This window comes from Pseudoxanthomonas sp. SORGH_AS_0997, assembly GCF_031453535.1.
GTDB lineage: Bacteria > Pseudomonadota > Gammaproteobacteria > Xanthomonadales > Xanthomonadaceae > Pseudoxanthomonas_A > Pseudoxanthomonas_A winnipegensis.
The window spans coordinates 2,247,582-2,267,110 of record NZ_JAVIZI010000001.1; the positions used below are offsets into that span (position 1 = coordinate 2,247,582).

General features: G+C 72.7%; 16 protein-coding genes. 3 read left to right on the top strand and 13 right to left on the bottom strand.

What is annotated here, in order from left to right; all coding sequences use genetic code 11:
• The first annotated feature begins 21 nt into the window (after positions 1 to 21).
• Positions 22 to 972 carry an LpxL/LpxP family Kdo(2)-lipid IV(A) lauroyl/palmitoleoyl acyltransferase gene (gene lpxL, locus QE438_RS09965; protein ID WP_306995946.1) on the top strand — a complete coding sequence of 317 codons (951 nt, stop codon included), beginning with the start codon at positions 22 to 24 and terminating at the stop codon, positions 970 to 972.
• Positions 973 to 1,021: 49 nt separating this feature from the next.
• Here the strand turns inward: lpxL and QE438_RS09970 are convergent, their stop codons facing one another.
• The 9 genes from QE438_RS09970 to QE438_RS10010 all read right to left on the bottom strand — a co-directional run bounded on the left by QE438_RS09970 (position 1,022) and on the right by QE438_RS10010 (position 12,204).
• The gene (locus QE438_RS09970; protein ID WP_309733847.1) at positions 1,022 to 2,266 is read right to left on the bottom strand and encodes a hypothetical protein; all 1,245 of its coding nucleotides are present in this window, start codon (positions 2,264 to 2,266) and stop codon (positions 1,022 to 1,024) included.
• A 1,134-nt stretch (positions 2,267 to 3,400) separates the two neighbouring features.
• Positions 3,401 to 4,297, bottom strand: a complete 897-nt coding sequence (locus QE438_RS09975; RefSeq protein WP_306995943.1) for a lysophospholipid acyltransferase family protein — start codon at positions 4,295 to 4,297, stop codon at positions 3,401 to 3,403.
• Positions 4,281 to 5,603 carry an O-antigen ligase gene (locus tag QE438_RS09980; protein ID WP_131658993.1) on the bottom strand — a complete coding sequence of 441 codons (1,323 nt, stop codon included), beginning with the start codon at positions 5,601 to 5,603 and terminating at the stop codon, positions 4,281 to 4,283. Before QE438_RS09980 ends, QE438_RS09975 begins: the two co-directional genes overlap by 17 nt.
• The gene (locus QE438_RS09985) at positions 5,600 to 6,733 is read right to left on the bottom strand and encodes a glycosyltransferase family 4 protein (RefSeq protein WP_130524294.1); all 1,134 of its coding nucleotides are present in this window, start codon (positions 6,731 to 6,733) and stop codon (positions 5,600 to 5,602) included. The genes QE438_RS09980 and QE438_RS09985 overlap by 4 nt, the downstream gene beginning before the upstream one ends.
• Positions 6,723 to 6,920 carry a zinc-finger domain-containing protein gene (locus tag QE438_RS09990; protein ID WP_130517041.1) on the bottom strand — a complete coding sequence of 66 codons (198 nt, stop codon included), beginning with the start codon at positions 6,918 to 6,920 and terminating at the stop codon, positions 6,723 to 6,725. The genes QE438_RS09985 and QE438_RS09990 overlap by 11 nt, the downstream gene beginning before the upstream one ends.
• A gap of 279 nt (positions 6,921 to 7,199) precedes the next feature.
• Positions 7,200 to 8,426, bottom strand: coding sequence for an acetylornithine transaminase (locus QE438_RS09995; RefSeq protein ID WP_306995941.1), 1,227 nt, complete (start codon positions 8,424 to 8,426; stop codon positions 7,200 to 7,202).
• Between the two features lie 289 nt (positions 8,427 to 8,715).
• Positions 8,716 to 10,590 (bottom strand): hypothetical protein, encoded by a 1,875-nt coding sequence (locus tag QE438_RS10000; RefSeq protein WP_306995940.1) that lies wholly within the window; start codon positions 10,588 to 10,590, stop codon positions 8,716 to 8,718.
• Between the two features lie 307 nt (positions 10,591 to 10,897).
• Positions 10,898 to 11,332: a VOC family protein gene (locus QE438_RS10005; protein WP_306995938.1), complete on the bottom strand. Its 435-nt coding sequence runs from the start codon at positions 11,330 to 11,332 to the stop codon at positions 10,898 to 10,900.
• A gap of 53 nt (positions 11,333 to 11,385) precedes the next feature.
• Positions 11,386 to 12,204: an NAD(P)-dependent oxidoreductase gene (locus QE438_RS10010; RefSeq protein WP_306995936.1), complete on the bottom strand. Its 819-nt coding sequence runs from the start codon at positions 12,202 to 12,204 to the stop codon at positions 11,386 to 11,388.
• Between the two features lie 160 nt (positions 12,205 to 12,364).
• On the opposite strand from QE438_RS10010, the gene QE438_RS10015 reads away from it, so the two are divergent.
• Positions 12,365 to 14,404, top strand: coding sequence for a bifunctional DedA family/phosphatase PAP2 family protein (locus QE438_RS10015; RefSeq protein ID WP_306995934.1), 2,040 nt, complete (start codon positions 12,365 to 12,367; stop codon positions 14,402 to 14,404).
• 227 nt (positions 14,405 to 14,631) lie between these two features.
• Here the strand turns inward: QE438_RS10015 and QE438_RS10020 are convergent, their stop codons facing one another.
• From QE438_RS10020 to QE438_RS10030, 3 genes are all read right to left on the bottom strand, one after another.
• Positions 14,632 to 15,210 (bottom strand): LON peptidase substrate-binding domain-containing protein, encoded by a 579-nt coding sequence (locus QE438_RS10020; RefSeq protein WP_130517029.1) that lies wholly within the window; start codon positions 15,208 to 15,210, stop codon positions 14,632 to 14,634.
• 86 nt (positions 15,211 to 15,296) lie between these two features.
• On the bottom strand, positions 15,297 to 16,724 hold the full coding sequence (mpl, locus tag QE438_RS10025; protein WP_306995932.1) for a UDP-N-acetylmuramate:L-alanyl-gamma-D-glutamyl-meso-diaminopimelate ligase: 1,428 nt from the start codon (positions 16,722 to 16,724) through the stop codon (positions 15,297 to 15,299).
• 128 nt (positions 16,725 to 16,852) lie between these two features.
• Complete coding sequence (locus QE438_RS10030; RefSeq protein ID WP_130517025.1) at positions 16,853 to 17,419, bottom strand: adenylate kinase; 567 nt, start codon at positions 17,417 to 17,419, stop codon at positions 16,853 to 16,855.
• Positions 17,420 to 17,550: 131 nt separating this feature from the next.
• Here QE438_RS10030 and QE438_RS10035 point away from each other — a divergent pair, with 131 nt between their 5' ends.
• The gene (locus QE438_RS10035; RefSeq protein ID WP_307183945.1) at positions 17,551 to 18,807 is read left to right on the top strand and encodes a 6-phosphofructokinase; all 1,257 of its coding nucleotides are present in this window, start codon (positions 17,551 to 17,553) and stop codon (positions 18,805 to 18,807) included.
• Positions 18,808 to 18,844: 37 nt separating this feature from the next.
• On the opposite strand, the gene QE438_RS10040 is transcribed toward QE438_RS10035, so the two are convergent.
• The gene (locus QE438_RS10040) at positions 18,845 to 19,357 is read right to left on the bottom strand and encodes a hypothetical protein (protein ID WP_130524302.1); all 513 of its coding nucleotides are present in this window, start codon (positions 19,355 to 19,357) and stop codon (positions 18,845 to 18,847) included.
• Between the last annotated feature and the right edge of the window lie 172 nt (positions 19,358 to 19,529).

The window sequence follows — 19,529 nt, forward strand, 5'->3', positions numbered from 1 at the left end:
GCCCGGCCTACAATGGCGGCCATGACCGACCGTTCCGCGCAGGCCGCACCGCGCCAGGCCACGCCCTTCGACCCCGGCCCGGCGCCGCTGGCGCCCTCCACCTGGCCTACGTGGCTGGGGATCGGCCTGGCCGCGCTGGCCGCGCGCCTGCCCTGGGGCCTGCAGCGCAGGCTCGGCAAGCCGTTGGGCCGGCTGCTCAAAATCGTCCTGGGTGCGCGCCGCAAGGTCGCCGCGCGCAACCTGGAACTGTGCTTCCCCGAACTGGACGCGGCCGCGCGCGCGCGGCTGCTGGACGAGGTGTTCACCGCGCTGGGCGTGGGCCTGTTCGAGTTCGCGCGCGCCTGGTGGGGCGATGTGGCGCCGATGCGCCGCGACCTGCGCGTGGAAGGCCTGGAGCATCTGCGGGCCGCGCAGGCCGGCGGGCGCGGGGTGATCGTGATCTCCGGCCACTTCACCACGCTGGAGCTCTCCGCGCGGCTGATGTGCGACTACGCGCCGCTGGCCGGCATGTATCGCCCGCACGCCACCGGGGCGATGGAATGGGCGGTCAAGCGCGGCCGGCTGCGCTACGCCACGGCGATGTTCGGCCGCGAGGAGCTGCGCCCGGCGCTCAAGCACCTCAAGCAGGGCGGGCTGCTGTGGTTCGCGCCGGACCAGGACACGCGCCGGGGCGAGAGCGTGTTCGTGCCGTTCTTCGGCCGGCCGGCCTACAGCCTGACCTCGACGCATCAGCTGGCGCGGCTGTCGGGCGCGGCGGTGATCGCCTTCGCCCATGAGCGCCGGCCCGATGGCGGCTATACGCTGCGGCTGTCGCCGGCGTTCGAGGACTTCCCGTCCAAGGACGCCACCGCCGACACGGCGCGGGTGATGGCGGCGATCGAGGCGATGATCCGCGTGGCGCCGGCGCAGTACCTGTGGATCCACCGGCGCTTCAAGCGCCAGCCTGAGGGGCGCGGCGCGCTGTATCGGTGAGGCGGGCGTGAGCGAAAGCCGCTCCTGCTCATGCCTCACGCCTCTGCGCTCACTCCTCGCTCCAAGGCAGGACCAGACGCGTACGTCCGGGGCCGATGCGGCGTTCGAGCGTGGGCGGTGCGGCATCGCCGCCCAGCTGGCGCCAGGTCAGGTCGAAGGCTTGGCCATGGTTGTCCAGCTCCAGCACGGCGCGGTGCGCTTCGCGCCGCCAGGCCAGGTCCACCGTGCCGCCATCGGCGCCGACGCGCACGCCCTGCACGCGCAGCCAGTCCCATTCGGCCGGCGGCTGCGGCGCGAAGGCGAGCCGCCGCCGCGCGCCGTCCACCTCCAGGCCCAGTAGTCCGCCGATGGCGGCCGACAGGAAGGAGGCCGAGGACCAGGTCTGCTCGGGCACCGACTCGCGCTGCGGCACGAAGGCCGCGCCCGACTGCACCTCGTGCATGTGCCCGGGCGCATCCTGCGCCGCCCAGGGCACCAGCCGCTGCCACAGGTCCGCCGCCTGCGCGCCGCGGCCGGCGCGCCACATCGCCTCGGCCGCGCCCGCGCTGCCCAGGCCCCAGACGCTGCCGCGCGAATAGGCTTGCGGTTCGTAGTCCGGCGCGCTCGCCGGCTTGCTGCGCAGGCCCCAGTCGGTGAGCACGTCCGGCGAGGCCAGCTGCGCGAAGATGGCCGCGGCCTCCTGTGGGGTGGCCGCGCCGCTGCCGATGGCGGCCAGGTCCGCGCCGCTGAAGCGCTCGCCCGGGCGCCCGTCGCGGTGGAAGCCGCTGATCCACTGCCCCGCCGGGTCGCGATAGCGCGCGCGGATGGCAGCGCGGGCGCGCACGGCGTCGGCGCGCGCCTGCGCGGCCAGCGCCGCCTCGCCCTGCGTGTCGGCCATCACCGCCATCGCCTGCGCCGCGTCCACCCAGGCCGCCGACAGGGTCAGCTCATCGGTCAGCGCGTCCTGCTCGTTGCCGCTCATCTTGCCCGCCGGCACACGCGGCAGGCCGTCGCCGGCATCGATCAGCCCCCGGCAGTAGCGCCAGGCCGCCAGCAGCTGCGGCCAGTGCGCGCGCAGGAAGGCGTCATCGCCACTGGCCCGCGCGTACTCGGCGGTGACGCTCAGGAAATCGAAGGCGATGTCCACGTGCGCGTACATATGCGGGTAGTCGCGCACCCACTGCAGGAAGCCCGCGCTCTGCGACAGCTCGTGCCACAGCATGCCGTTGTCCGGATGCTGGTAGCGCAGCTCGAACGCCAGCTGCGCCGCCGCGCGCTCGAACTGCCCGCTGGCGATCAGGGCGCGCGTGGTCACCAGCCCGTCGCCGCCGAAGTACCAGGCGTACTGCGGCCGCCGCGCGCCGTGCGAGGGCCCGTAGCCGGCGACCAGGCCGCAGCCCAGCCGCGGGTTGCACGACCAGGCCTGGTTCCAGCGCCACCTGCGCCCAGCGCAGCGCGCGGTCGGCCTGGGCATCGGGCGTGGCGATGCGCAGGCGCGTGGCCTGCGCGTAGCGCGCCGCATCCGCCGCGGCCGGCGCCTCGGGCGCCTCGAGCAGCGCGGCCGCCGTGGCGTACACGTCTTCGTCGCGCTCGCTCTGCGCGGCGAACGCCAGCGTGGCGCAGCGGGCGCGACCGCAGGCGGACGGCAGCAGGTCCAGGAACAGCGGCTGGCCGAAGGCGCTGCCGCGGCGGTCGTTGTTGGGCACGCTGTGCGCGCCGGCCTGCGGCGAGGCCACCAAGGCGCGGAAGGCGCCGCTGGGCTCCTGCAGGAGCAGCCCCTTGGCGGCATCGTCCCAGCCGAATTCCTGGCCGCCGATGCCCGCCGGCCACATCAGGTTGAGCGAGGGCACCAGGTGCACGCGGATGCGTAGCCCGGTCGGCGCCTGCTCCACCCGCAGCCGCACGCGCACGCCGGGCAGCGTGTCGCGCGCCTCGATCCGCTCGGACACGCGCAGCCCCGGCGCCGCGTAGACGCGGGTCAGGCCGAAGGGATCGACCGTGGCCGCGGCCGGCGCGTCGGCGGCCTCCCAGCGCGTGCCGTCGCCGCGCAGGAATTCCAGCCGATAGCCCGATGCGATCTGCACCGGGAAGCTCCACACCTCCAGCCCATCGCTGCCGTAGCCGCCGGCGAAGCCGCGCAGGCCGTGCGCGGCCAGGTAGCGCTCCTGCACGGGCGCCGTGACGGTCCAGGACGGCACGCCTGCGTCGTCGCGCGGCGCCGCGGCGTCTGCCTGCGTCGCCGCCCTGCTCCCCTCTGCCAGCAGGCAGACCGTCGCGGCCATGCTCAACACAACCGCGGACACGCTGCGCAGCGCCATGCTCGACCCCCGGGAGCGACGCGCGATTGTGGCCCGGCCGCCAGGTGTGACGCCCGCCGCGCCGCATCATTGGGCAGGAGTGAGCGCGGAGGAGTAAGGAGTGAGTAACGGCGGCGCTCGCTCACTCCTTGTCAGTAAGGCGAAGCCTCCCCCGCCGGCCGCGTCTTGAAGCGCCGGTGCCACCACAGGTACTGCGCGGGATGCGCGCGGATCACCGCTTCCAGCTCGCGCATGTAGCGCGCGGCGAAGGCGCTCGGGTCGGATGCGTCGGTTTGCGGCCAGGGCGCGTCCACGCGCACGCGGTAGCGGCCATCGGCCAGGCGCTGGCACCAGTACGGCACGATCGCCACGCCGGCGCGGCGCGCCAGCTCGGGCGTGGTGGTCAGCGTGGCGGCCTGCACGCCGAAGAACGGCACGAAGGCGCTGTTGTAGGTGAAGTTCTGGTCGGCCAGGTAGACCATGCGCGCGCCGCCCGACAGCGCACGCAGCAGGCCGCGCACGTCCTTCTTGCCGACCACATGGGCGAACACTCGCCGCCGCCCGTCCTGCATCAGCCGCTCGCCGCAGGAACCGCCGGTGCGCCGGACCATGCACGACATCGGCGCGCCCAGCGCCTCGCCCAGCAGGCGCGCGCCCAGGTCGACATTGGGGAAGTGCGCGGTCAGCAGCAGCACGCCGCGGCCCTGCGCCTGCGCGGCGCGCAGGTGCTCCAGGCCTTCGACCTCGAACAGGCCGGCCAAGGCGCTGGAAGGCGCGTACCAGGCGCGGATCATCTCCAGCAGGCCGATCACGCTGTCGCGCGTGTTGGCGCGCACCAGCGCCTCGCGCGCGGCTGCGTCCAGCTGCGGGAAACACAGCGCCAAATTGATTCGCGCGATGCGCCGGCGCGAGGCCAGCAGCGGCGTCAGCAGCCAGGCCAGCGCGCGGCCCAGCGCCAGCACGCGCCGCTGCGGCCAGGCCGCCACGCGCCGGCACAGCCAGCGCAGCGGACCCAGGCCGGGGCAGTGCGGCTCAGGCCGCGGCGGCATCGTGGCGCGCCAGCAGGCTGCCGGCGTACAGCGCGGCCAGCAGCAGCGTCAGCCCGCCCCAGAAGGTCGAGTAGAAGGCCAAGTGCGTGTTCAACGGGAACACCGTCACCGCCAGCGCCAGCATCGCCGGCCGCGCGCGATCGCGCGCTTCCGGCGTGGCGAAGCGCCAGGCGCGCCAGGCCAGCGCCGCGCCGGACAGCCACAGCAGCAGGCCGATCACGCCGGTCTCGGCCAGGATCTCCAGCACGATCTGGTGCGCATGCAGCGCCGGGCCGTGGCCCCAGGCCGGCGCCACGCTCGGCGTGGGATCGCAGGCCGGGAAGACATCGCGGAAGTTGCGCACGCCCACGCCGTTGATCGGGTGCTCGCCGATCATGCAGCCGGCGGCCTGCCAGATGCGCCCGCGCCCGGACAGCGCGGTGTCCACGCCGGCCTCGTCGCCGGCGAAGGCCGCGGTGGTCAGCTGCACGCGCTTGGCCAGCTTGGGCGAGGCCACGGCCATCACCGCCAGCAGCACCGCGGCGGTGGCGAACACGCCCAGCAGCGGCTTCCAGCCCAGCAGCCGCCAGCCGGAGAACACCAGCACCAGCGCATAGGTGATCCAGGCCGCGCGCGCGCCGGCCAGCAGGACCACCACGCCGATCGCCGCCGCGGCCAGCAGCCAGCCACCCATGCCGAAGCGGCGCCCGGCCGCGAACAGGCCGAACGGCGACAGGCTGGCCAGCACCAGGCCGAGCTTGAGGTTGCACGGCCCCAGGAACCCGCTGAGCCGGTCCACCGCCTCGACCTCGGCGGCCGAACACATCGGATGGCCGCTGAAGGCCTGCTTGAGCGCATCGATGCCGAAGAACAGCGGGCTGGTGCCCACCGCCACCTGGACCAGCGCATCCAGCGTCCAGATCGCCACGATGATGGCCAGCCCGCCGAAGGTGATCCGCCGGCCGCGCTCGTTGGCCACCGCCGAGGCCACCAGCCACAGAAAGGGCAGATAGCGCAGGTCGGTGGCGGCCTCACCCCAGGCGCGGCCGTGATCGACCGCGTCGAATGCGGAGATGAATTCCGGCACCCAGTAGGCGCAGAACATCACGCTGGTCAGCGCCCAGGCCTCGTTGCTGAGCAGGCGATCGCCGCCGCGGAAGCGGTGCAGGGCCAGCTGCACCAGCGCGGCCAGCGCGCCCAGCGCCAGCACCGCTTCGGCATAGCCCGGCGCCGGCCACAGCGCGACGAACAGCAGGATCCAGGCCGGCGCCCAGCGCCAGCCGTCCGCGCGCGGGGCAAGTCGGGGCGTCGGGGCGGGCGTGGTCATGGGGCGGTGAGTTCCTGGTAGAGCGCCAGCGTGGCGCGCTGCATCGCGGCCAGCGTGTAGGGCATGGTAGCCGGCGGCGCCGGCGGTGCGGCCAGCAGTGCGCGCGCGGCGGCGGCCAGCGCCTGCGCATCGAACGGCGCCACCGCGCCGGAGGGCTGCAGTTCGCCCAGCAGTTCGCCCACCCCGCCGTGCGCCCAGCCCAGCACCGGGCGCCCGACCGAGAGGGCCTCGATCACGGTGCGGCCGAACGACTCGGGTTTGCGCGAGAGCTGCAGCACCAGGTCGCTGGCGGCATAGGCGTCGGCGATGCGCGCGGTGACCTCGGTGAAGGCGACCGCCTGGGCGATGCCCAGCTGCGCCGCCAGGGCTTCCAGCTCGGCCACATAGTCCTCGCGGCCGGGCGCGCGCGCGCCAGGCAGCCACAGGCGCGCGTCCAGCCCGTCAGCGCGCAGCGCGGCCAGCAGCTGCAGGCCGTCGCCATGGCCCTTGAGCCGGGTGCCGCGCCCGGGCAGCAGCAGCAGCGGGCCGTCGCCGGCCAGCTGCGGGAACTGCTCGGCGGCCCAGGCGCGCATCGGCGCATCAGGCCACGGCGCGCGTGGGAATTGCGTCGGATCCAGGCCGCGCGGGATCACCCGCAGGCGCGCCGGATCGGTCCTGGGGTAGTGCTGCAGCACGTAGCGGCGCACGGTGTCGGACACGCAGATCACGCGCTCGCCGCGGGTCATGATGGCGCTGTAGGCGCCGGGCGAATTGAGCCCGTGCACCGTGGTGACCAGGTGCGGGCGCGCGGCGCGCGGCATGCCGCGCAGCGCGCCCCAGCCGATCCAGGCCGGCAGGCGCGAGCGCGCGTGGACGATGTCGGGACGCTCGCGCTCGAACAGCGCGCGCAGCGTGCGCACATGGCGCAGCGTGCCCAGCGCCTTGCGGCCGATGTCCAGCGTGAGATGGGTGGCGCCGCTGGCTTCCAGCGCCGGCACCAGGCGCCCGCCGGCGGAGACCACGAGGGCGCGATGGCCGGCCGCGACCAGCGCGGCGGCGATTTCCAGGGTGGAGCGCTCGACGCCGCCGGCGTGCAGTGCCGGCAGCAGCTGCACCACCGTCAGCCGGCGCGTGCCCGGCTCAGTCGGCAAGGACGAAGTGCGAACCGCAGTACGGGCAGTCGGCCTCGCGGTTGGGCGCGTCCTCGATGGGCAGGTAGACGCGCGGATGCGAGTTCCACAGCGCCATCGACGGCAGCGGGCAGCTCAGCGGCAGGTCGGCGCGGGTGACGGTGTAGCGCTTTTCGGCATTGGCCGGCGCGGTGGCGGGTTGGCTCATGGCGGGGTACTCGAACGCAGACCGTGAAGGGCGAGGATTCTAGCAGGGGGCTTGCCCCGCTTCGGTGGGAGCCGCCACGGCGGCGATGGGTTTCGCTTGCACACCTTCGCCGCCGTAGGCCAAGAAGGCCACAGGGCCCGCTCCCCCTGTAGAGCGGAGCTTGCTCCGCTGCATTTCGGCCGGATCATCGGGAAAGCCCCAGCGGAGCAAGCTCCGCTCTACAGGGCGGTGGCGACTTGATCGGAAAAGCGCGTTGTTCCCACAGGCTTGGCCGGCCTCTCAGCGCGCGGCCAGCCAATCGCGCAGGGCGGCTTCCAGGCGGGTGAGGCCTTCGGCCAGTTCCTCGTCGGTGAGGTTGAGCGCCGGCACGAAGCGCAGCACGTCCGGGCCGGCCTGCAGCAGCAACAGGCCGTGCGCGGCGCAGGCGTCGAGGATGGCCGCAGCCTGGCCGGCGTACGCCGGGCGCAGCACCGCGCCGAGCATCAGCCCGCGGCCGCGCACCTCGGCGAACAGCTGCAGCTCGCCATCCAGGCGGGCCAGCGCCGCCCGCAGCGCCTGCGACTGGCGCACGACATTGGCCGCGATCTGCGGCGAGCCCAGCTTGGCCAGCGCCACGCGCGCCACCGCCGCGCCCAGCGGATTGCCGCCGAAGGTGGTGCCGTGCGCGCCGAACTGCATCACCTCGGCCACCTTCGGCCCCACCAGCATCGCGCCGATCGGGAAGCCGCCGCCCAGGGCCTTGGCAAGGGTCACGATGTCCGGCGTCACCCCGTCCTGCCAGTGCGCGAACAACTCACCGGTGCGGCCCATGCCGCACTGGATCTCGTCCAGCACCAGCAGGGCGTCGTGCTGGCGGCACAGCGCCTCGACGCCCTTCAGATAGCCCGGCGCGGCCGGCAGCACGCCGCCCTCGCCCTGTACCGGCTCGAGCATCACCGCGGCCACGTCGCCGCCGGCCATCGCCGCTTCCAGCTGGGCCAGGTCGTTGAAGTCCACGTAGCGGAAGCCGCCGGGCAGCGGCTCGTAGCCTTCCTGGTACTTGGGCTGGGCGGTGGCGGTGACCGTGGCCAGCGTGCGGCCGTGGAAGCTGCCGCGGAAGGTGACGATCACGCGCCGCTCGGGCGCGCGCCCCTGCCCGGCCGCCCACTTGCGCACCAGCTTGATCGCCGCCTCGTTGGCCTCGGCGCCGGAGTTGCACAGGAAGGCGCGGGTGGCGAAGCGCGAAGACTCCACCAGCTCCTGCGCCAGGCGCAGCGGCGGCTCGCTGTAGAAGATGTTGCTGGTGTGCCAGAGCTTGCCGGCCTGTTCGATCAGCGCAGCGGTGAGGTCCGGGTCGTGGTGGCCCAGGCCGCACACGGCGATGCCGGCCGCCAGGTCGATGTACTCGCGACCCTCGGTATCCCACACGTGCGCGCCCTGGCCTCGCTCCAGCACCAGTTCGCGCTGGCGGTACACGCTGAGCGTGTACTGCTTGGCGGAGGCGATGAGGTCGGAAGCGGCGGTCATGGCGATCGGTCCTGCGTGCGGAGGGGATGAGCGGGGCATTGTCGCCGATCGCCTGGTGGTGCGTGTGGGGGTCACTGCGATGACCGATCTTGCATCGGTAAAGCCCCATCGCCGCCATTGGCCGAAAAGGCCCCGGGGGCGCACTGTAGAGCGGAGCTTGTGGCAATCCCCTTTTGGGGACTCCGCTGCCTTTCGTTCGGTTCGTCGGGACGGCCCCAGCGGAGCAAGCTCCGCTCTACAGGTGGGAAGCCGCCCTTGTGGCCTTTTCGGCCAATGGCGGCGAGCGGCTTTACCGGGAAGCGCCCACCGGCGCCGAACACCCAGGCCGCTTGGCATTGGGCCGGATCTCGCTGTCGGCGCGCATCGGCGGATCGCAGAACAGCTGCGGCGTGCTGACCGTGTCCTGGCGCTGCAGCGTCCCGTCGCGCCAGTCCTGGACGCCGAAGCGGTCCACCGTGCCCTGCCCCGGCGCGGCCGGCAGCAGCGTTACCACCTCGCGCTTGCCCAGCGTGCCCGCGGGCATCGCCACCAGCGGCCCGGGGTCGGCCGGCGCGGCGCCGGGCGCGTCCGCCGGCACCACGTAGAACACGAAGCCATCCTCCACCGGTTGCCAGCCGGTGGAGCGACGCCGCGCGCGCTCGAAGGTCTGCATCACCACCCGCGCCGGCGCGATGCCTGGCGCGCGCGCCAGGTCCTGCGCCAGCAGCGGCGCGGACTTCTTGTCCAGGTCGTGCACGGCCCAGGCCAGCAGCGGGCAGGCGCCGCTGCCGGCCTGCTGCGCGCGCGCCGCCAGCAACGCCGTCAGCTCCGGCACGCGGTGGCGGCCGACCAGCTCGTTGGGCATCCACGCGCGCAGCTGCATCCCGGCCGGCGCGTAGTGACCGAAGAACTGGCGCTCGGCGAAGGCCCGGTACTGCGGCGTGGGCGGACCGAACTTGTAGGGATGCATCACCGGGATCTGCTGCCCCGCGCAGCCGGGCATGCCCGCGACGAACTGCGCGCCGCTGCGCCAGGGCTCGTTGCGCTCGACGAAGCGCCCGCTGCACATCCACAGCCCGCTGGCCACGGCCACCACCAGCAGCGCCGCGGCGAACTGGCCGCCGCGCCCGGACAGACGCGGGCCGGCCGCCTCGTACAGCCAGGCCAGCAGCGCGCACAGGAACGGCAGGGTGATCAGCACATTGCGCGCCGAGTACGACGGGGCGACCAGGCAGCTGACCAGCACGCCGCTGGCGATCACGCCGAGCAGCACGAACAGCGCCAGCCGTGCCGCGTGGCGGCCTCCTTCCGGCACGCGCGCGCCCGGGCTGCCGCGGCCGCCGCGCCAGCGCTGCCACAGCGCGGCCACGATCAGCGCGGTCAGCGCCCAGCTCGCGCCGGTCGCAGCCAGGTGCTTGCGCGCAATGCGCGTCTGCGACCAGAAGAAGTGCACATCGGCGCGGTACCAGGTCTTGTCCACGTCCTGCTGCGTGGCGTGCAGCAGCAGCCAGGTGTAGCCACCGACCACGGCCAGGATCAGCAGCCCGGTTAGGATCACCGGCACGCGCAGGCGCGGCACCGGCAGCAGCCAGGCCAGCACCATGCCGGTGAGCAGCAGCAGGTAGAAGTGCATCAGGCTGCCGGCCAGGCCCAGCGCGAACAGCGCGGTGAACGCGCCCCACGGGAAGGCCCCGGTCGCCGGCGTGCGTTCGCGCAGGCGCAGCGTCAGGCCCATCAGCGCAGCGGCGATCAGGATCGCCGCGCCATAGCTGCGCGCGTTCTGCGACTGCTCGAACCAGAACGTGGACACCGCCACCAGCGCCAGGGCGAAGCCCAGCGCCGCCAGGCTGAAGCGCCGCCACAGCACGCGCGCGGTCAGCGCCAGCGCCAGCACCGCGCACAGCGCGCTGGACAGGCGCAGCCAGACCTCCGACAGCCCGCCCAGCCGGCTCCAGCCGTACAGCAACATGTAATAGAGCGGCGGATGCACGTCGGTCAGCGCGCGCCGCCAGACGCCGGCCAGGCCGTCGCCTCCGCCAATCACGTAGACCGTGAACAGCTCATCGGCCCAGTAGTTGCTGCGCGCCAACCCGACGAAGGCGAACGCGCAGGCCACCAGCGCGATGGCGGCATAGGCCGGTGCCGGCCAGCGCAGGCGACGCTGCGCCACGGAAGAAGACATCATTCGGCGATACCGGCAAAGGACGAAAGACACGGCCCGCCCGCGCCCTCGACCCGGGCCAGCGCGCGTCGGCCGGCGGCGATGATACGGCCAGCCCGGCGCGGCGCCGAGCCCCGCGCCCCGCGCGGCGCGGCGCGCGGAAGAGCCCGGCGGCTTCCACGCGGACAAGCCAAGTCACCGGGTTCCCGCTTTCGCGGGAACGGCGGATCGGTGCTTCCAACCTGGACGGCGCGCATCCTGCCGCCGCACACCGGCGCAGGCGATGCGGACCGAAGCCCGCGGCGCCGCAAAGCGCCGCGGGGAAACCGGCTTACCAGGTGCCGGTATTGGCCATCGAGGCCCAGGGCTCGGCCGGGGCCAGCGGCTTGCCCTTCTGCAGCAGCTCGATGGAGATCAGGTCCGGGCTGCGCACGAAGGCCATGTAGCCATCGCGCGGCGGACGGTTGATGGTGACGCCCAGCGACTGCATGTGGGCGCAGGCGGCGTAGATGTCGTCCACCTCGAAGGCCAGGTGGCCGAAGTTGCGGGCGCTGCCGTAGTCCTCGACGCTGCCATCCTCGGCCGGCCAGTTGTAGGTCAGCTCGACCTCGGCCTCGGGGTTCTCCGGGGCGCCGAAGTAGACCAGCGTGTAGCGGCCTTCGGGGCTGTCCTTGCGGCGGGTCTCGCGCAGGCCCAGCCCTTGCGTGAAGAACTTGGCGGTGGCGTCCAGGTCGCGGACGCGGAGCATGGCGTGCAGATATTTCATGGTGTTGAACAACTCGAGAGGGGGAGAGAGGCGCCAGCGGGCCTGAAGGCAGGTCAGTCCAGGAACAGGTCCGGCAGCAACGGCTGGGTGGGGTCGATGGCGTAGCCGGACAAGTCGTGGACGCCGGCCTGGGCCAGCACCTGATCGTCGATCAGGAACTGGCCGGTGCAATCCGTCGCACGGCGGGTCAGCACGGCGTGGGCGGCGTCGCCCATGATCGCAGGCGAGCGTCCGTTGGCCAGCGACACGCCGGGGATCATGTTCAGCGCGTCGGTGGCGATCAGCGTGCGCGGCCACAGGCCGTTGACCGCCACGCCCTGCGGGCCGAACTCGGCCGCCAGGCCCAGCGTGACCAGGCTCATGCCCATCTTGGCCAGCGTGTAGCCAGTGTGCGGACCCCACCACTTGGGATCCAGCGACGGCGGCGGACACAGGGTCAGGATGTGCGGATTGGGCGCCTGCAGCAGGTGCGGCAGGCAGGCCTGGGCGCACAGGAAGCTGCCGCGCGCGTTGACCTGCTGCATCAGGTCGAAGCGCTTCATCGGCGTGTCCAGCGTGCCGCGCAGCCAGATCGCACTGGCGTTGTTGATGAGGATGTCGATGCCACCGAAGGTGTCGACCGTGGCCGCCACCGCCGCGCGCACCTGATCCTCCTCGCGGATGTCGCACTGCAGGGCCAGGCCACTGCCGCCGGCCTCGTTCACCGCCTGGGCCGCGCTGTGGATGGTGCCGGGCAGCTTGGGATTGGGCACCGAGGATTTGGCGGCGATGGCCACGTTGGCGCCGTCGCGCGCGGCGCGCAGCGCGATGGCCAGGCCGATGCCGCGCGAGCCGCCGGTGATGAAGAGAGTCTTGCCTGACAGAGTCGTCATGCGCGAGCGCCAATGGCGCGACCGGGCCGGTCGCCGCGCAAGTTTAAGTGCCAGGCCCGCGCAGAGCGGCATGCGCGGCAGGCGAGGACCGGGCGCCGCGCGCGGGCGCCGTTCACTTCGCGCTCCTGCGCGCCCGCGCCGGGCACCTATAATTTCGCCGATGGACTCCTGGTTCGACGGCCTGCTCGACTGGATCGCCGCGCATCCGGTCGCCGCCGGCGCGGTGGTCTTCCTCATTGCCCTGTGCGATTCGCTGATCGTGCTGGGCGCGATCGTGCCCGCGCTGCCGCTGCTGATCGGCGTGGGCGTGGTGATCGGGCTGGGAGAACTGTCCGGCCCCTACGCGGTGGTGTGCGCGGCGCTGGGCGCCTTCGTCGGCGACGGGGTGAGCTTCTGGGTGGGCCGGCGCTGGGGCACGCAGCTGCGCGCGCACTGGCCCTTCAGCAAGTATCCGCAGCTACTCGAACGCGGCGAGCGCCTGTTCCACCGCAACAGCCTCAAGGCGATCTTCATCGCGCGCTATGTCGGACCGATCCGGCCGTTCGTGCCGGCGGTGGCCGGCATGCTGCACATGCCGCTCAAGCGCTATCTGCCGGCCAGCGCCGCCGCCGGCCTGTCCTGGGCGGTGCTGTTCCTGCTGCCGGGCTGGATGCTGGGCCAGGCCTACGACGCAGTCGCCGCGGTCGCCGGGCGCCTGGCGGTGGTGGTGGGCCTGCTGCTGGTGGTGCTGGGCGTGATCTGGGCGGCGGTGCTGTACAGCTACCGCTGGTTCGCCGCGCATGCCGATGCGCTGCTCGCGCGCGGCCTGGCCTGGTCGCGCGCGCATCCGGTGCTGGGGCGCCATTCGGTGGCGCTGTTCGACCCCCGGCGCCGCGAGACGGTCTCGCTGGCGGTGCTGGCGGTGGCGCTGCTGGCCCTGGCCTGGGTGCTGTTCGCCTTCCTGGTGGTGGTGCTGGGCCATGGCGAGCCGCTGGGCGTGGACCTGGCGCTGTACGAACTCATGCACAGCCTGCGCAACCCGCTGGCCGACCGCCCGCTGGCGGCGATCGCGGCGATCGGCGATGCCGACGTGCTGGCGCCGGCCTGGCTGGCGGTGCTGGGCTACCTGGCCTGGCGCAAGCGCTGGCTGGCGGTGGGCCACTGGGTGGCGGCGATCGTCTTCGGCGTGGCCCTGACCGGCTGGCTGGGCGTGGTGGTGGACATTCCCAAGCCGCCGGTGGTGGCGGGGGGCTTCGGCTTCCCGTCCAAGGCGGTGACCATGAGCACGATCATCTTCGGCTTCTTCGCCGTGCTGATCTCGCGCGAGCTGCCGGGCCGCGACCGCGCCTGGCCGTACGTGGTCGCCGGCGTGGTGGTCAGCACGATCGGCTTCGCCCGCATCTACCTGGGCGCGCACTGGCTCAGCGACGTGGTGGGCGGCACCCTGCTGGGCGTGGTGTGGGTGCTGATCCTGGGCGTGGCCTACCGCAGCCGGGTGCGGCGCTCGCTGTGGGTCAAGCCGCTGGCCTGGCTGTTCTACGGCGTGTTCGTGCTGGCCGCGCTGTGGCACGGGCCGCGCGCGGTGGATCGCATGCTGGCGCTGTTCGATGCGCCGATCGCCTCGATCGCCTGGCCCTTGCCGGACTGGTGGAAGGACGACTGGCGCAAGCTGCCGGCCACGCGCAACGAGTTCGACGACGCCCAGCGCTGGCCGCTGGACGTGCAGGTCGCCGGCCCGCTGCAGCCGCTGGTGCGCCATCTGGAAGACCAGGGCTGGCGCCTGCAGCCGCAGGCCGGCTGGGAGCGCGCGCTGCAGCTGCTGGACAGCGACCTGCCGCCGGAACGCCATCCGGTGCTGCCGGCGACGCTGGACACGCGCGCCGAGAGCCTGCTGATGCTCAAGCCCGGCCCGCGCGCCGACCAGCAGTACGCGCTGCGCCTGTGGGCCAGCCCGATCGCGCTGCAGCCGGGCCAGGTGCCGCTGTGGATCGGCGGCGCGCAGACGCTGCGCCACCAGACCCTGTTCGGGCTGGTCGGCATGTGGCGGCCGCTGCCCGACGCCGACGCCTCGCTGGACCAGGTGCGCGATTCGGTGCGCGGTCTGCCGCAGGCGCTGGCGCCGCATCCGTCCTCCGGCCTGCCGGTGCTGCGCCTGCGCACCGATCAGCTGCCGCTGGAACACGCCCCGCCCGCGCAGCTGCCGCCGGTGCGGGCGCGCTGAGGCCTGCGGCGCGGGTGCGATGCCCGCTGCGGGTGACAGGCCCTTCGGACGGTCGCCGTCCATCAACGCCGATCAAGCGCCCGTCGTTCCCGCGAAAGGGGGATTCCGGTGCCTTGGTTGTCGTCGGGAAAGCCATTGGGTTCCCGCCTGCACGGGAACGACGGTAGAAAGTTTGTCGCGGCTAACGACGGGGGAGCGTGTGTCGCGGCGTTAGCCGGGGAAAGGCGCTAGGCCATCAGCGCCAGCAGATGATCCAGGCGCGCATGCGGGTCGTCTTCCTGCAGCACGGCCAGGCGCTGGGCGTCGCTGAGCGGCAGCAGTTCGGCCAGGCGCCAGCCCACCCAGGCGGCGCTGTCCAGGTCGGCGGCGGTCATGCCGGGCGGGGTCGCGCCGGCCTTCTCGAAGATCTTCTCCAGCACCGTGGCCAGCAGGCCGTGCTCGGGGCGCAGTTCGTCGTCGTCCTCGGGCGGGCACCAGTCCACCTCGCCCACCACCAGCCCGTTGTCGCGCACCCGCGTGCGCTGCACGTGGAAACGCCGGCCGCCGCGCAGGCGCAGGGTCAGCAGGCCGTCGCTGCCGGTGCCGAAGTCCTCGATGGTCGCCTCGGTGCCATAGGCCGCGGGCGTCGCGGGGGCGCCGGCCTCGCCACCCTGCAGGATCAGGCACACGCCGAAGCCGCGCCCGCTGCGCCCGCATTCCCGGATCAGGTCCAGGTAGCGACGCTCGAACACCCGCAGCCCCAGCCCCGCCCCGGGCAGCAGCACGGTGTTGAGCGGGAACAGGGGAAGCGTCTCGGTCGCGGGCATGGCCGGGAGTGTAGGCAGAGCGGAGGTGAAGAGGGGTGAGCGAAGCGAAGCGCGCAAGGCACAGGGCGCACAGGCCCGGCTTTCGCTCACTCCTGCTGCAAGGACGCCAGGAAGCGCCGCGGCGCCCCGTCGAAGCCGCCGTTGGACATGAACACCACATGGTCGCCCTCGCGCACCAGCGTGCCCAGCGCGGCGATCAGCGCATCGCTGTCGGGCACTGCACGCGCCTGGCCGCGGACGGCGGCGATCACCTTGCCGGCGTCCCAGGCCAGCTCGGGCCGGTGAAGGAACACCACCGCATCGGCGCCATCCAGCGACGGCGCCAGCGCCTGTGCGTGCGCGCCCAGCCGCATCGAATTGCTGCGCGGCTCCATCGCCACCACGATGCGCGCCGCGCCGACCTTCGCACGCAGGCCCTCGAGCGTGGTGGCGATGGCCGTGGGGTGATGGGCGAAGTCGTCGTACACGGTGACGCCGCGCGCCTGGCCGATCACCTCCAGCCGGCGCTTGACGCTGCGGAACGCGGCCAGCGCCGGCATCACGCCGGCGATGTCCACACCCACGGCGTTGGCGGTCGCCAGCGCCGCCAGGCCGTTGAGCACGTTGTGCCGGCCGACCAGCGGCCAATGCACCTGGCCCACTTCCACCCCATGCCGCAGCACGGCGAAGGCACTGCCGTCGGCCTCGATCAGGCGCGCGCTCCAGTCCAGCGAAGCATCGAAGCCGAAGCGCTCCACCGGCGTCCAGCAGCCCATCGCCAGCACCTCGTCCAGGCGCGCATCGGCGCCGTTGACGATCAGCCGGCCGTTGCCCGGCACGGTGCGCACCAGATGGTGGAACTGGCGCTGGATCGCGGCCACGTCGGGGAAGATGTCGGCGTGGTCGTACTCGAGGTTATTGAGGATCGCCACGCGCGGCCGGTAGTGCACGAACTTGCTGCGCTTGTCGAAGAAGGCCGTGTCGTACTCGTCGGCTTCGACCACGAAGAGCGGCGCGTCGGCGTCCGGCACCGGATCGCCCTGGTCCGGCGCGGCGCCGGATGCGGCCGCGGCGGGCGAGCCTCCCAGCCGCGCCGACACGCCGAAGTCCTCGGCCACCCCGCCGATCAGGAAGCCCGGCGCGCGCCCGGCGGCCTCCAGCAGATAGGCCAGGATGGTGGTGGTGGTGGTCTTGCCATGCGTGCCGGCCACGGCCAGCGTGGTGCGCCCCGGCAGCACCGCCTCGCTCAGCCACTGCGCGCCGGAGGTGTAGGCGCGGCCGGCGTCGAGCACCGCCTCCACCGCGGCGTTGCCGCGCGAAAGCGCGTTGCCGATGATCACCGCATCGCAGTCCGGCGAGATATTGCCAGGCGCATAGCCCTGCGCCAGCGCGATGCCCAGCCGCTCCAGCTGCGTGGACATGGGCGGATAGATCGCCTGGTCGCTGCCTTCGACGGTGTGGCCCAGCTCGCGCGCCAGCGCCGCCACGCCGCCCATGAAGGTGCCGGCGATGCCGAGGATGTGCAGTTTGCTCATCGTTGCAGCAGGAGTGAGGGGAAAGAGCGAGAAGTGAGCGGGAGGAGCGAGAAGCGAGGAGCGAGCCAATCCGGCAGCGGTTGCCTCTGCTCGGTCTTCACTCCTGCGCGCCCACTCCCGGCTTTCGACTAACGCTTGGCCAGCGCCTCGGTCAGCCGCTGGGTGACTTCGTCCAGCTCGCCCACGCCGTCGACCACGGTCAGACGGCCCTGCTGCTTGTAGAAGTCGATCACCGGCGCGGTGCTGTCCGCGTAGACCTGCAAGCGCTTGCGCACCGACTCGGGGTTGTCGTCGGCGCGGCCCTCGGCCTGGGCGCGGCCGGCGATGCGCTCGACCAGCAGCTCGGTCGGCACGTCCAGCTGCACGGCCGCGTCCATCGGCTGGCCGATGCGGGCCAGCAGCTGGTTCAGCGCGTCGGCCTGGGCCAGGTTGCGCGGATAACCGTCCAGGATGAAACCGTTGGCGACGTCGGGCTGGGACAGGCGCGATTCGAGCATGCCCAGCAGGATCTCGTCGGAGACCAGGTTGCCGGCATCCATCACCGCCTTGGCCTGCTTGCCCAGCTCGGTGCCGGCCGCCACCTCGGCACGCAGCAGGTCGCCAGTGGAGATGTGCGGGACCTTGAAGTGGTCCTTCAGGCGCGTGGCCTGCGTGCCCTTGCCCGAACCGGGCGGTCCCAGAAGAACCAGTCGCATCGTGTCACTCCAGCATTCAATGAGGAAACCTGTGAGGCCGGAGCGGGCAGCCAGCACGGCGGCGGCGCCGACGCGACCGGCGCATCGATATGGGAAGCTTACCCCATCCGGTCCAGACCCCAGGAAAGACGATGGCGGCTTCCACCCTGTTGTACGCGCAGTCCGGCGGCGTCACTGCCGTCATCAATGCCACCGCCGCCGGCGTCATCGGCGAGGCCAGGCGCCACAAGGTCAAGGTCCTGGCGGCGCGCAACGGCATCCTCGGCGCCCTGCGCGAGGAGCTGATCGACACCTCGAAGGAATCGGCCGCGGCGATCGCCGCGCTGGCGCATACGCCGGGCGGCGCGTTCGGCTCGTGCCGGGTCAAGCTCAAGTCGCTGGAGGCCGACCGCGCCCGATACGAGCGCCTGCTGGAGGTGCTCAAGGCCCACGGCGTGCGCTGGTTCCTCTACAACGGCGGCAACGACTCGGCCGATACCGCGTGGAAGGTCTCCCAGCTGGCCCAGGCCTTCGGCTATCCGCTGACCTGCGTGGGCGTGCCCAAGACCATCGACAACGACCTGGCGGTCACCGACACCTGCCCCGGCTTCGGCTCGGCGGCCAAGTACACCGCCGTGTCGGTGCGCGAATGCGCGCTGGACGTGGCGGCGATGGCCGAAACCTCGACCAAGGTCTTCGTCTACGAGGCCATGGGCCGCCATGCCGGCTGGCTGGCCGCGGCCGCGGGTCTGGCCGGCACCGGCCCGGACCAGGCGCCGCACCTGATCCTGTTCCCCGAGCGCGCCTACGACGAGGCCGCCTTCCTGGCCCAGGTGGACAAGGTGGTCAAGCGGGTCGGCTATTGCGTGGTCGTGGCCAGCGAGGGCATCCGCAGCGCCGACGGCCGTTTCGTCGCCGACGCCGGCGGCGGCACCGATGCCTTCGGCCATGCCCAGCTGGGCGGCGTGGCTTCGTACCTGGCCGGCAAGGTCAAGGCCGCGCTGGGCTACAAGGTGCACTGGGCACTGCCGGACTACCTGCAGCGCTCGGCCCGCCACATCGCCTCCAAGACCGACTGGGATCAGGCCCAGGCCGTGGGCAAGGCGGCCGTGCAGTACGCCCTGGCCGGGCACAACGCGGTCATGCCGGTGATCGTGCGCGGCGGCGATGCGCCCTACCGCTGGAAGATCGCCCCGGCACCGCTGTCCAAGGTCGCCAACCACGAGAAGACCATGCCGGCCGGCTTCATCCGCAAGGACGGCTTCGGCATCACAGAGCGCGCGCGCCGCTACCTCTCGCCGCTGATCCAGGGCGAGGCGCCGCTGCCCTACGGCCGCGACGGCCTGCCCAAGTACGTGGAACTCAAGAACGTGGCGGTGAAGCGGAAACTGCCTGCCTGGGAAGGCTGAGGCCGCGCATTCCCGGGCGGAGGCCAGAGCACCATGCTTACCGGCAGGGCTTGCCCTCGACCTCCAGCTTGGCCGCGTAGGCCGGCAGTGCGGCCAGCTTGCCGGCCTGGGCCTGGGCCTTGGCGTCCTGCAGGTACAGGCGGGCGCGTTCCTGGCCGTCGAGCTTGAGCGCCTGCCCGGCCGGCTTGCGCCAGACCTGCACCACGGCCTGCTGGCCGGCGCAGCTGGCCGAGGGCACCTTGATGATGTCGTTGAGCTTCCAGCCCTTGGCCTCGCTGGGCTGGACCTTGTCGTAGTCCATGAACATCGCACGCGCCTGGCAGACGCTGCTGGTGCGCACCAGGTTCATCGCATAGGGCTGGGCGGCCTCGCCGGTAAAGCGGCCTTCGATGCGGGTGCAGGCCTCGGGGATCTGGCGCAGCGTATGCAGCACGCCGTTGGCCTGTGGGGTGCCAACCGGGCGCTGGATCTCCGGCGCCTGCTGGGCCAGCGCCGTCAGCGGCAGGCACAGCAGGCCGGCCAGGGCCAGGCGGGAAGCGGATGCGGACATGGGCAGGTCCTTTCTAAGGGAAGGGAAGCGGCCGGCAGGCTGGCACGCGGTGGCTGAACACCGGATCGCTTCGCCCCTTCACGGTGTCCACACCGTGCTGAACCGAGCGCGCGAGCGCGTGACCTGTGTCATGGCGGGCTCGCGTTCCACTAGGCGCGCGGACTCCGTCACG